The sequence below is a fragment of the Solwaraspora sp. WMMB335 genome (genome assembly GCF_049179075.1).
Taxonomy (GTDB): domain Bacteria; phylum Actinomycetota; class Actinomycetes; order Mycobacteriales; family Micromonosporaceae; genus Micromonospora_E.
The window spans coordinates 4,456,574-4,469,117 of record NZ_JBMHMF010000001.1 but is presented as its reverse complement, the minus strand read 5'-3'; the positions used below and the strand labels follow the sequence as shown (position 1 = coordinate 4,469,117).

11 protein-coding genes are annotated in these 12,544 nt (G+C 69.4%); 6 read left to right on the top strand and 5 right to left on the bottom strand.

Features of this window, described 5'->3' with window-relative positions:
* Positions 1–8: 8 nt before the first annotated feature.
* Both ACN27F_RS19290 and ACN27F_RS19285 read left to right on the top strand, forming a co-directional pair.
* On the top strand, positions 9–632 hold the full coding sequence (locus ACN27F_RS19290; protein WP_421435319.1) for a phosphoribosyltransferase: 624 nt from the start codon (positions 9–11) through the stop codon (positions 630–632).
* Positions 633–685: 53 nt separating this feature from the next.
* The gene (locus ACN27F_RS19285) at positions 686–1,048 is read left to right on the top strand and encodes a zf-TFIIB domain-containing protein (protein WP_421440316.1); all 363 of its coding nucleotides are present in this window, start codon (positions 686–688) and stop codon (positions 1,046–1,048) included.
* A gap of 70 nt (positions 1,049–1,118) precedes the next feature.
* Here the strand turns inward: ACN27F_RS19285 and dnaB are convergent, their stop codons facing one another.
* Entirely contained in the window at positions 1,119–4,607 is a 3,489-nt protein-coding gene (gene dnaB, locus ACN27F_RS19280) for a replicative DNA helicase (protein ID WP_421435316.1), read from the bottom strand.
* Positions 4,608–6,210: 1,603 nt separating this feature from the next.
* On the opposite strand from dnaB, the gene ACN27F_RS19275 reads away from it, so the two are divergent.
* The 3 genes from ACN27F_RS19275 (at position 6,211) to ACN27F_RS19265 (ending at position 9,339) form a co-directional block, all read left to right on the top strand.
* Complete coding sequence (locus tag ACN27F_RS19275) at positions 6,211–7,041, top strand: hypothetical protein (RefSeq protein WP_421435314.1); 831 nt, start codon at positions 6,211–6,213, stop codon at positions 7,039–7,041.
* A gap of 134 nt (positions 7,042–7,175) precedes the next feature.
* Entirely contained in the window at positions 7,176–8,069 is an 894-nt protein-coding gene (locus tag ACN27F_RS19270) for an IS982 family transposase (protein WP_421432554.1), read from the top strand.
* 91 nt (positions 8,070–8,160) lie between these two features.
* Positions 8,161–9,339 (top strand): hypothetical protein, encoded by a 1,179-nt coding sequence (locus ACN27F_RS19265; RefSeq protein WP_421440314.1) that lies wholly within the window; start codon positions 8,161–8,163, stop codon positions 9,337–9,339.
* A gap of 97 nt (positions 9,340–9,436) precedes the next feature.
* Here the strand turns inward: ACN27F_RS19265 and rplI are convergent, their stop codons facing one another.
* The 4 genes from rplI to rpsF form a co-directional block, all read right to left on the bottom strand.
* Positions 9,437–9,886, bottom strand: coding sequence for a 50S ribosomal protein L9 (gene rplI, locus ACN27F_RS19260; protein WP_421435312.1), 450 nt, complete (start codon positions 9,884–9,886; stop codon positions 9,437–9,439).
* Between the two features lie 15 nt (positions 9,887–9,901).
* Positions 9,902–10,141 carry a 30S ribosomal protein S18 gene (rpsR, locus tag ACN27F_RS19255; RefSeq protein ID WP_091551811.1) on the bottom strand — a complete coding sequence of 80 codons (240 nt, stop codon included), beginning with the start codon at positions 10,139–10,141 and terminating at the stop codon, positions 9,902–9,904.
* 43 nt (positions 10,142–10,184) lie between these two features.
* Positions 10,185–10,715, bottom strand: a complete 531-nt coding sequence (locus tag ACN27F_RS19250) for a single-stranded DNA-binding protein (protein ID WP_421435309.1) — start codon at positions 10,713–10,715, stop codon at positions 10,185–10,187.
* 88 nt (positions 10,716–10,803) lie between these two features.
* The gene (gene rpsF, locus ACN27F_RS19245) at positions 10,804–11,094 is read right to left on the bottom strand and encodes a 30S ribosomal protein S6 (protein WP_421435308.1); all 291 of its coding nucleotides are present in this window, start codon (positions 11,092–11,094) and stop codon (positions 10,804–10,806) included.
* Positions 11,095–11,760: 666 nt separating this feature from the next.
* On the opposite strand from rpsF, the gene ACN27F_RS19240 reads away from it, so the two are divergent.
* Complete coding sequence (locus ACN27F_RS19240) at positions 11,761–12,534, top strand: deoxyribonuclease IV (protein ID WP_421435306.1); 774 nt, start codon at positions 11,761–11,763, stop codon at positions 12,532–12,534.
* Positions 12,535–12,544 lie beyond the last annotated feature (10 nt).

Sequence of the window (12,544 nt, the reverse complement as noted above, 5' to 3'; positions counted from 1 at the left end):
CTAGAAGCATGGCGTACCGCGATCGCAGCGATGCCGGCGAGGAACTCGCCCGGGAGCTGGCACACCTGTCCGGGCGGCCCGACGTCACCGTTCTCGGGCTGCTACGGGGTGGCGCACCGGTGGCCGCAGTCATCGCGCAGCGACTCGGTGTGCCGTACGACGTGCTGGTCATCCGCAAGCTCGGGATGCCCTCGGCACCCGAGATCGCCTTCGGCGCGATCGGTCCGGGCGGGGTACGGGTGTTGAACCCGGAGGTCGCCGACCGGCTCGATGCTGATCAGATCGCGCAGGTGACCGCGGCGGAAACCGCCGAGCTGCGCCGCCGCGAGGGGACGTTCCGCGGTGTCCGGCCACCGCTGGAACTCAGTGGACGGACTGCGGTGCTGGTCGACGACGGCTTGGCCACCGGGGCGACGGCACGCGCCGCAGTGGCCGTCAGTCGTAAGCTCGGGGCCGGACGGGTGGTGCTGGCCGCACCGGTCGGCTCGCCCGAGGCAGTCGCTGCCCTGCGCAACGCCGTCGACGAGATCGTCTGCCCGCTGCGCCCTGATGACTTCCGCGCCGTCGGCCAGTACTACCTGGACTTCCACCAGGTCTCCGACGACGAGGTCGCCGCGCTGCCGGTCGGCTGACGTCGCCGCAGCGCCACCTGTCGGCAGGCGATGACCGGACCCGGTACCGTCGAATCATGCAGATGACCTGTCCAAAATGCCACGGCGCGATGCGGCAGTACGAGCGCAGTGGGGTCACCGTCGACCAGTGCACCGAGTGTCGGGGCATCTTCCTCGACCGTGGCGAGTTGGAGCGTCTCCTCGACGCCGAAGCGGCGTTCAACGGCAGCCAGGGCGGCCAGCCCGGACGCCCACCGGTGGTTCCGCCCGCCAGCGGCTACCCACCACCGCCGCCCCCGCCGCCCGCGCCCCACCAGCCTGGTTACCCGCAGGCACCGGTCTACCCACCGCCGGCACCGGTGTACGGTCACCATGGCTACCACGGGCATTACCGGCACAAGCGGCACAAGAGCTTTCTCAACCAGCTTTTCGACTGAGCTCCCGCCAATCCGGCGGCATGCCGGCCCGGGTGCCCCGTCCGGCACCCGCCCAGCACTGGTAGATCGGCTAGATCGCCATGTCGACGAAGCGGGAGAGGTGGAGTTGCGCGGCAACGGTGACCGTGTCGGTCGGCCCGTTCCGGTGCTTCGCGACGATGAAGTCCGCTTCTCCCGCCCTGGGGGACTCCTTGTCGTAGTAGTCGTCGCGGTGCAGCAGGATCACCACGTCGGCGTCCTGCTCGATGGAGTTGTGCGTGGCGATGCCGTTGGCGATGAAGTTGTGCGTGCCGAGCACTGTGGCGTCGAAGACGTCCTGTTCGCCGAGCGGTTCGATGGCGACGATCTCGTCCCAGCTGACATCGTTCGTGGCGTGCAAATCGAGGCCGGCGACGTCGAGCACGGCAGCGATCTCGGCGAGCCGGGAGCTGGTCACGGCACGCCTGCCGGCGGCAACGGTGGTCCGGCCGGCGGTGGTCCGGCCGGCGGTGGCAACGTCTCCGGCGAGAATCTGGCGGACATCGGTCCAGACGTGTGGCGGCACCTGGGCTCCGCTGCCCCCGCCCGGTACGCCGGCCAGGGCCGCGAGCAGTCGCGCACAGCCGACGGCCGGCTCCCCGAATCCGCCGATCTCACGCAGGAACCGGAGCTGATCGTCGCGTCCGGATATCTCCAGCGCGTACTCCGGCCGTGCCCCGGCGGCCACAGATCGCGCCCCTCGGGCAGCCCGCGGAGCCGACTCGTACGCCTTCGGACCGACTCGCAGGCGAACGGTGATGCCGTACCGCAGCAGCAACCGAGAGACGTCCTCGATCAGGCGCCGGCTGGTTGACCCGAAGGTGATCCGACCCCGGTCGCCCGACTCGGCGATCCGCACCGATCCGCCGACCGCCCACAAGTGCCGCAGGAAGATCGTCACCTGCGTCTTGGGCAGGCCGAAGACCCGCTGGGGAATTGCCCTTCCGCCGGCGGCGCCACCAGGCCACGCACCGCCGCCCAACAAACGGGCAAGCAGCGCTAGCTGCGCGTCGTCCCATGGCCGTACGTCCAACGGCGGCGGCAGGTGTCGCGGCACCGCGAGCCGGGCACCGGGTGCCAGCTCACCCAGTGGCACCCAGCCGGCGACGGTGAGGAAGGGATGGTTCGCCGTGGCGTCGATCTGCTTGCCGGAAGCCAGCGTCAACCGGTGGACCGTGCGCCGGCCGCTCGGGAAGACGTGGGTCAGGGTGTGTGGGCGGTACCGCAGGCTCTCGTCAAGAGCCCAGACCGGAACGTTCCTCGCCTCGGTGGCGTGCAACTCGCCGAGGGTGATCTCCGAGTTGTCACCGGCGCGGATCAGCCGGGTCTGCGCCGTCAGACAGCCGGATTCCCGCAGGTCGGACAGCTGCGGTCGCTTGTCGGTGCGCTGTTCCGGACCACGGTTGAGCTGGCTGACCGCGATGACCGGACACTCCACCTCCTTGGCCAGCAGCTTCAGCCCACGAGACAGGTCCGCTACTTCCTGCTGACGACTTTCGGTGCGTTTCGGCGACGTCATCAACTGCAGGTAGTCGACGACGATCATCTTGAGGTCGTGCCGCTGACGCAACCGGCGCGCTTTGGCCCGGATCTCCATCAGGTTCATGTTGGGCGTGTCGTCGACGAACAGCGGAGCCTCACTGATCTCACCCATCCGCCGGGCGAGCTTGGTCCAGTCGTCGTCGGACAGCTGGCCCGAGCGCAGCACGTGCAGTGGCACCTTGGCCTCGGCCGACAGCAGTCGCATGACGATCTCGACCTTGCTCATCTCCAGCGAGAAGATCGCGCTGGCGCAGCCGTGCCGGATCGCCGCGTTGCGGGCGAAATCCATCGAGGCGGTGGAGTTGTGTGTCGGGATCATCGACCGACCGGCGAGGTAGAGATGATCGTCGTTGTCCACCGTGACGCACTTGACCGCGACGCTGGGCACCGGCCGGACCGCGGTGACGTACCGCTGGGCAGCTCCGGAACGGTCGGGCCACGCCTGGTAGCGCGAGCCCACGGCGGCCGGCGCCGCCGCGAGGAAGACATCCTCGGCGGGATCGAACGTAACCGTGTAGACGGTGGGCGGAGTGGTCGTCCGGCCATGCACGCTGGCCGCCGACAGGGTGCAGTGGTGACCGAGGCTGACCACCAGCTCCCGGACGCCATCGGCGAGCCGGCGGGACGTCGACCGGTATTCGACGAGACCGCCCGGACTCACCGTGCCGGCGGTATCGAGCAGGCCGGCCAGCAGTGCACGACGCTGGCGCTGGGACCCGCGCAGGTATGGATCGGGGATCTGCCGGTCGTCGGTGCCCCCGTCCGCGGCCGGATCCCCGCCCGCGAGCTGAACACCCAGTTCGTACGGCGGCACCGGCACCGCGTCCTGGTCGGGCAGTTCCAAGGGCCGGCAGTTCGCCACCGCGATGGTGGACGGCCGGTCGGCCAGGCTGTTGAGCATGTCGGCCAGCCGGGCGGTGGTCGTCACCTCCGTCGTCGCCGCCCGAGTCGGCGCATCTGCCGGGCCGGCGGTTGCCCGGGCAACCGCACCGGCCATGGCCATCGTCGACGGGCTCGGGGTCACTGCGGCCGGCCGATGCGTCACCTGCCACAGATGATCGCCGTCGGCGACGATCGTCGATCCGTCGGAGAACTCCAACTCAAAACACCGGCTGCCGAGCAGCACTTCCGAGGTGCGGACCACGGCCGTCGGGCGACCGTCGGCTCCGATGAGCTGATCACCGGCGACGACGGCACCCATCGTGGTCCAACCGGTCGGTGTGGGCAGAGGTGTGTCGAGAGCCAGCGCCTTGCCCAGGCCCGGACGGCCGGCGACGATGATCAACTGGCCCGGGTGCAGGCCGTTCAGCAGCCGGTCGAGGTCGGTGAAGCCGGTCGGTACGCCGGTCATCACGCCGGCCTGGGCACCGACTGCCTCGATCTCGTCGAGGGTCGGCTGCAGCATGTCGGCGAGCACGGCGAAGTCTTCACTGACCCGCCGCTCGGTGACGTCGTACACCGCCTGCTGGGCCAGGTCCACGACGTCGTCGACGTCGCGGCCGCTGCCCGCGGCCGACCCGTAGCCGAGCTGGACGATCCGGGTCCCGGCCTCGACCAGCCGTCGGAGTACGGCGCGCTCGGCGACGATCCGGGCGTAGTAGGCGGCGTTGGCGGCGGTCGGCACGCTGGCGATCAGGGTGTGCAGGTACGGAGCACCACCGACGCGACCGATGTCGCCCGAGTCGGCCAGGGCTGCGGCGACCGTGATCGGATCGGCCGGCTCACCCCGACCGTACAGGTCCAGCACGGCGTCGAAGATCGTCGCGTGGATCGGCCGGTAGAAGTCGTTGGGCTTGAGGATCTCGACCACGTCCGCGATCGCGTCCTTGGACAGCAGCATGCCACCGAGAACACACTGCTCGGCGGCGATGTCCTGTGGCGGAGTGCGGTCGAACTGGCCGCCGCCGGGTGGCGGGCCGGGTGGGCCGGATGGTGGGCCGGGTGGGCCGGCCGGACGCGTCGGCCGGACGTCGGCCGGCAGATCCTCGGTGATGGACATCCGGCACCCCCTTCCTAACGCCCTGCCGAACAGTGAACTGCCTCGGTACGACAGTCGGGTCCCAACCGCCATCCCTCGCCGCTTGCCAGGGGCGACTGGGGGAGGTCGCATCGCTGCGGGAGGACTGGCGAAACGATACGGACTGCCGGTGGACAGACTCAAACGCAAGGGTGGATGAACCTAGGGACAAGTTGTGGATAGCGCGCCACAGCCTGTGCACAAGGTTGTGCACAGGCTGTGGAAAACTCGATGGCGACGCCACCGTAGGCCACCTGAACTGGTGTTTCATCATCCACACCCGGTGGACAAAAATCTCTGCCAGGCTGCTGGGCGGCCTACCGGCTACTATCGCGGTAGCTGATTCGCGCCGGCGTGGCCGATGACGGCTCGACAGTGAAGGAGCGAGGCTCCGGCGGTGGACTACCGGGACTGGGAGTACGGCGACGGCCCTCCCCGCGAGTGGCACCAAGCCACCCGCTGGCCCGGCGATGCCACCGAAGATGACTCAGAAAAGCCACCCCGTCACGCAAGGTATACCGAGTCGGGTGAAAGGTACGCCGGACGGGGCGAGCCGGGGGAGTCGCCGCGACGCGGCCGGCGCCGCCAACCGGAAACCGAGAGCTGGTCTGGAACCAGCCGCTGGTCCGAGACCAGCGGCTGGCCGGGGTCCACCGACCGGCGACCGGACGAGTCCCCACCGGGCGAGCCGAGCCGGCGGGCGCTACCGGCCGCCCCGACCAGTGGCGGCGGCCGGCACCGGGACAGCTCATGGCAGATCCCGGACGAGCCAGTCCGCAGTCGGCGCAGGTCGCACGGCTACGAACTACCTGCGGCCTCGGCCACCGATTCAGCCGCTGGTGACTGGCCGTCGCCCAGGCGGTCCGACAGCCGGCGCGCGGGTCGGGGACGGCGCGGCGCCCCGGCCGAGCCGACAACGGACAGTCCCGCTTCCGGCGATCGCGGTGGCTGGCAGCGAGACCTGCCACCGGTGGCCCCGAACCCGGAGGCGATCTGGTCGGACGGGCCGGCCGCCGACCCGTCCGCCGCCGACCAGGGCTGGTCGACCAGAGCGAATTCGCCGTCGCCTGCGCGCGACGCCGGCCGGCGGGCCGATTCGAGTCGGGTCGCTGGCCGGCGACGGCGCAACACGGATATCGAACCCTGGCGGCCGGACCCCGACCGACGTGAAACCGAATCATCGGCTCAGTGGACGCGCGACAGCAGCCACACCACTGAGTGGTCGGCTCCATCGGATCGCCGCGACCGGTGGTCGCCACGATCCGATGACACCACCGGATGGTCCCGACGACCCGATGACACCACCGGGTGGTCACAGCCGACGGACGACACCGGCACATGGTCCGCGGCGAGTGACAACACCGGCCAATGGTCACGGACCACCGACGCCGCCGGCAGCGCCCGATGGTCATCGGCCACCGGCGACGTCAGCGACTGGTCACCGCCGTCGACCCGCCGGGCGGGGTCCCGCCGGGCGCAGTCCCGGCGCCGTACGGCCGCTGAGCGTCCGGACAGCTGGTCGGACGGTCCGCGGGCGATCGGCGCTGGCCCTGGACCAGCGCACCAGGGTCCGCCTGCCGACAGCGTGATTCGCCGCGACGGCTTGGCCCGCGGCGACGGCCGCGGTCGAGGCGATCTGGTCCGGAACGATCCCAGCGACTGGCGTGGCGACCCGAACCTGGCCGAGGGCTGGCGCGGTGCCGACGACTACACGACCGAATGGCACCGCGGTGACGATCCGGCGAGTTGGCCGCCCGGCAGCCGGATCGGCGCCCGGAAACGGCGCGCCGCGCAGGAAGCCGGTTTCGACGGGCAGTCGCCGGCGGTTGACCCCTGGCCGCAGGCCGTGCCCGGCAGGGAAGGCACTTTCTGGTCCGGCACCCGACTTGCCGCAGACGATCCGCGCTGGGTCGAGGCACCGGCGTCGGCACCCCGTTCGCCGGCCGTCGCCCTGCCTAGCGCTCCACGGTCGCGGGCCTTGCCCGAGCAGCGCCCCCGCCCCAGCTACCAACTGCCGTCGCAGCGACGGCTGACGTACCGCATCGACGACGAACTGATCGACGCGGACCAGGGCGGATACCTGTCGTCGCTGCTCTACACGGCCGCCTGGTACGCCGTACCGGTGGTCGCGTTCCTGATCTGGAGCCTGACGCTTGACGGGACCCCGGCCAACGCCGACTGCGTGCCCGGCTTGGACGGCGACTGTCTCTCGGCTCGCACCCAGGCGATCAACTCACTGCTGACCGCCGCACCGCAGTTCGCCTACGCGCTGATGATCTCGCTGGTCCTGGCCGCGTTGATTCGCTGGGTCAGCGGGACCTGGCGAGCAGCCAGTGTCGGGCTCGCGGCGGCCGTCATCGGCGGTGGGATGTCGACGGTACTGGCCAGCGCGATCACCGGGCAGCCGATCGGATGACCCGGCGATGCCGGGCGTCGAGCGGATCCGCGACCAGCTGTCCTGGCCTGCGGCACACGACGGCTCCTAGACGAGTAGTTCCGATGTCAGGGGTCGATGTCCGGGCGTGAAGAGAGGGTGTCCAAGATCGTGTTGTGACGCAAGACCTGGACACCCTCCTGACCGCACTGTACGTCAAGATCGACGACACCATCCGCACGCCCCGGTGGCGCGGCAGACCACCGCTGCTGACCGACTCGGAGCTGGTGTGCCTGGCCGTGGCGCAGGTCCTGCTCGGCGCCCGCTCGGAAGCCCACTGGATCCGCTACGCCCGCATCCACCTACGCCCCTGGTTTCCCTACCTGCCACAACGACCCGGCTACAACAAACGGCTCCGCGCCGCGCTACCACTGATCAAGAAGACGATCCGGGCCCTGGCCCGCGACAGTGACTTCTGGTTCGACAACCACTGGATCGTCGACTCTACCCCGGTGCCGTGCGGCATGTCCCGCCCCACCGTGCAACGCTCGGACCTGGCCGGCTGGGCCGGATACGGCTACTGCGCCTCCCACTCCCGGTTCTTCTGGGGACTGCGCCTGTACCTGGTCTGCACCCCGACCGGGATGCCGATCCTGTGGGCTTTGGCCAACCCGAAGCTCGGCGAGCGGGAGGTCCTCACCGCGATGCTGGAGGTCGAGGCCGGTGTCGTCGCCGAACACGACGGCATCCTGCTGATCAGCGACAAGGGCTTCGCGTCCGGACCCTTCGAGCGGAACCTCGCCGACCAGGGCATCACCCTGCTACGCCCGTCCCGCAAGAAGGAGAAGACCCGCCACGGCGAACCGCTGCTCAAGAAGGTCCGCCAGCTGATCGAGTCGGTCAACGACACCCTCAAAGGCCAACTCGACCTTGAACAACACGGCGGCCGGACCTTCACCGGTGTCGCCGTACGCGTCGCTCAACGCCTCCTCGCGATGGCCGCCGCGATCTGGCACAACAACAAGACCGGCGCACCCGTCACCCGGTCACTGATCGCCTACGACCACTGACCGAACTTCGGAACTACTCGTCTAGGATCGGTCGGTGCGGATCAGACAGCCGACCATTCTGCGGTTGGTAACCATTGCGGTGCTCGGCTCCATGCTGGCCGGGTGCGGCGGCGCGGCAGCGCCCGACGCCCCCGGCGTGGCCACCGCTGAGCCGACCACGTCTGCGGCGGCAGCAGCCCCGGGCCCCGCGGCGGACCCGTCGGGTGTCGCCGGATTGGGCACGGCCCCGGGTTCGAGCCCGACAGCGCCGGGCGGCTCGCCCAGACCTCAGGCAGCGGGCCCGGCGGCCGGCAACCCGGCCGGTGGGGCAGCGGTGCCGGCCGGTGCGGCGGCGGTCGACACGAGCCGGCCGACCCGGACCGTCGGCGACGGCACACCCGCCAGTTGTACGTCCGACGCCGTGGTCGCAGCGGTCGCCGCTGGCGGAATCATCACCTTCTCCTGTGGTCCGGACCCGATCACCATCACGATGACGCGTACCGCGAAGGTCCGCAATGCGGCAAGCCGGCAGGTGGTGCTCGACGGCGGCGGCAAGGTGACGCTCAGCGGCGGTGGCGCGCGCCGGATCCTCTACATGAACACCTGTGACGAGGCGCAGGGTTGGACCACTTCGCACTGCAACGACCAGGATCATCCGGAGCTGGTGGTGCAGAACATCACCTTCGCCGACGGCGACGCGACCGGGGAGGCGGTCGACGGCGGCGGTGGCGGCGCGATTTTCGTCCGAGGTGGACAGTTCCGGGTAGTGAAGTCCACGTTCGTCCGCAATCGCTGCGACCGGACCGGTGCCGACCTGGGCGGTGCCGCGATCCGAGTGCTCGATCAGTGGCGTGATCAGCCGGTCTACGTGGTCGACAGCACCTTCGGTGGCGCGGCCGGCGACGGCGGGGTGTGCGCCAACGGCGGCGCGCTGAGCAGCATCGGAGTCTCGTGGACGGTGTTGAACAGCGTTCTGACCCACAATGCCGCGGTCGGCAACGGCGCGAACCCGGCGAAGCCCGGCACCCCGGGCGGCGGCAGCGGCGGCGCGATCTACGCCGACGGCAACCAGTTCACGGTGCATGTCGCCGGGAGCGTCATCGAAGACAACGAAGCGCAGGAGGGCGGCGGCGCGATCTTCTTCGTCAGCAACGACCGCTCCGGCACGCTACGGCTGACCGACTCGGTGCTGCGGCGCAACATCAACCATGGTTTCGCCACCGCCGGCTACCCCGGCATCTTCTACCTCGGAAACGGTGATCCGGTGGTGGTTTCCAGCACCCTGCGGTAGGACGTACCGCCGGTCGACAGACCGCCGGTACGAACGCGGGTGGCCTGGCCGGGATCTCCGGCGCGGCCACCCGCGGTAGACGTGCAGTGGTCCCGGGCTACCTGGCCTGGAGCACGTCGAGGCTGAACTGGGCGGTGACGTCCGGGTGCAGCTTCACCTTGACCGGGTACGAACCGACCGATTTGATGTGGCCGGGCATCTCCAGCCGTCGCCGGTCAAGTGCCGGACCGCCGGCGGTCCGGACCGCGTCCACCACTTCGGCCGCAGTGACCGAGCCGAACAGGCGGCCGCCTTCGCCGGCCCGCGCGGTCAGGGTGACCTTCAGGCCCTCCAACTGTCCCTTGACCTCGTTGGCGTGTCCGAGGTCGCGGATCTCGCGTGCGGAACGAGCTCGCCTGATCGAGGTGACCTGCTTCTCGGCCCCCTTGCTCCAAGAGATCGCGAATCCCTGTGGGAGCAGGTAGTTGCGGCCGTAGCCGTCCTTGACCTCGATGATGTCCCCTGGGGACCCGAGCCCAGACACCTCCTGAGTAAGAATGATCTTCATTCCGGGTGCCTCCGCTCAGCGAGCCGTCGTGGTGTACGGCAGGAGCGCCATCTCGCGGGCGTTCTTGACCGCACGGGCGATCTGCCGCTGCTGCTGAGAGGTCACTCCGGTGACCCGGCGGGCACGGATCTTGCCCCGGTCGGAGATGAACTTGCGCAGCAGCGCGGTGTCCTTGTAATCGATGTAGGTGATCCCGTCCTTGTCGAGCGGGTTCACCTTCTTCTTCGGCTTGCGAAGCGCCGCAGCCTTGGCCATCTTCCTTGCTCCTGATTTGGATCGCGGGGCGTTGCTCGCCACGTCAGAACGGGGGTTCGTCGTCGAAGTTGCCGCCGCCGGAACGGGCGGAGGAGGCTGCGGCCGGCGCCGCGGTGGCCCACGGATCGTCGAAACCGCCGCCCTGGTTGTTGCCGCCGCCTCCGGAACCACCGAAGCCGCCGCCACCCGAGCGGGACATCTTCTGCACCTTCGCCGTGGCGTACCGCAGCGACGGGCCGATCTCGTCCACTTCCAACTCGATGACGGTCCGCTTCTCACCCTCGCGGGTCTCGTACGACCGCTGACGCAGCCGGCCCGAGACGATCACCCGGGTGCCCCGCTGGAGTGACTCGGCGACGTGCTCCGCCGCCTGACGCCAGACCGTGCAGGACAGGAAGAGCGGCTCGCCGTCCTTCCACTCGCCGGAGGCACGGTCCATGAACCGGGGCGTCGAGGCGACCCGGAACTTGGCGACCGCCGCCCCGGAGGGGGTGAAGCGCAACTCAGGGTCATCGGTCAGGTTGCCGATGACCGTAATCGTGGTATCTCCTGCCATGACCATCTCCTCGCGCACATGAGGTCGTTGTCCCGAGCCAAGGCTGCCAGAGCCTTGTGACAGGACCGACGATGTGTCCGGGCGCCGCGCTGCTGACGCAGCGCGGTCAGCGCGTCTCCGGCCGGATGACCTTGGTACGCAGCACCGACTCGTTGAGTCGCAGCTGACGGTCCAGCTCAGCGACGGCATCCGGGGAGGCCTGCAGGTCGATGACGGCGTAAATTCCTTCTGCCTTCTTGTCGATCTCGAAGGAGAGACGGCGACGGCCCCAGACGTCGAGTTTTTCGACTGAACCGCCGGCGGTGCGGATCACGTTCAGATACGTGTCGAGCGAGGGCGCAACCGTACGCTCCTCAAGGCTCGGGTCGAGAATCACCATGATCTCGTAATGACGCAAGACGTACTCACCTCCTATGGGCTGGCGGCCACGGTCCTTCCGTGGCAGGAGGTCCAGCGTCGCCGCGTGGGATGTCGGACGGTCCGACGCCAACGCAACCGGACAAGGATAGCCGGTGGCGGCCGCCGCCACGCGCGCGGGCCGCCGACCGGGGTGGGGCCGGACGGATACGAACCGCGGGGCGTCCTGTCCGCATTCTTTGGGTGGGACCTGGGGAGGAACGACCACACCGACGAGGTTGGACATGAGACGCCCCGCGGAGCCTGTTCACTTGTGCGTCCGGTTCACCGCCGCACCCGGCGTCGGTCGGGCCGGTCACGACGGGTGGCGCGTCCGTTGCCCGTGTTGAACGATAATAACCCTGATAGCAGCTGCTGATACGCCAATCACTGCAATTATAGCTAGAAGAGCCAATAGTCCGGTTGGCTGTTCCTGCCCGATCAGGTCCGCCAGCCAGGAGTCCGCCAAGCGGGATCCGAGCGAAACTTGCGACGGCACGTCCTCCCCCTGGGCCTGGCGCGGTGCCGCACCGGCTGGGCAGCCGGGATGCGGATATCTACGGGCTCAACGAGACGGACCGGTGCCGGTGACGCGCCGTCGCCCGGACGGCCGTCACCCGTGCCGTGCCGTCCTCGCGTCGTCAGGCAGGCCACGTAGGCTCGCCCCATGCGAATCGGAGCCCACGTCGATCCCACCGACCCGCTCGCCGACGCCGCCGACCGCCAAGCCGACGCCGTTCAGTTCTTCCTGTCCGATCCACAGGGCTGGCAGGCGCCGAAGCCGCGTCCCGACGCAACCAGGCTGCGGGCGGGCGATGTCGAGGTCTACGTCCACGCCCCGTACGTGATCAACGTGGCCACGCGGAACAACCGCATCCGGATCCCGAGTCGCAAGCTCCTGGTCAGCCACCTCACCGCCGCCAGCGAGGTCGGTGCCAAGGGCCTGATCGTGCACGGTGGGCACGTCAACCAGGGTGACGATCCGGCGCTCGGCGTCGAGAACTGGCGCAAGGCCTTCGCCTTCGCCGAGGAGCAGACCGGACTGCCCCTGCCGGTGTTCATCGAGAACACCGCCGGTGGCGAGAACGCCTGCGCCCGCCGGTTCGACGCGCTGGCCAGGTTGTGGGACGTCGTCGGTGCGCTCGATGCCGGATTCTGTCTCGACACCTGCCATGCCCACGCGGCCGGCGAGGATCTGCTCGGCATCGTGGATCGGGTCAAAGCGATCACCGGCCGGATCGATCTCATCCATGCCAATGGTTCCAAGGATGCATTCGGCACCGGGCGCGACCGCCACGAGAACCTCCAGAACGGCTTGATCGATCCCGAGCTGATCGTGGCCGCGATCCGGGCTGCCGACGCGCCGGTCATCGTCGAGACTCCAGGTGGCGTCGACGGACAGCGCACCGACATCAGCTACCTCCGGAACCGGCTGGGCTAGCAGGAACGCC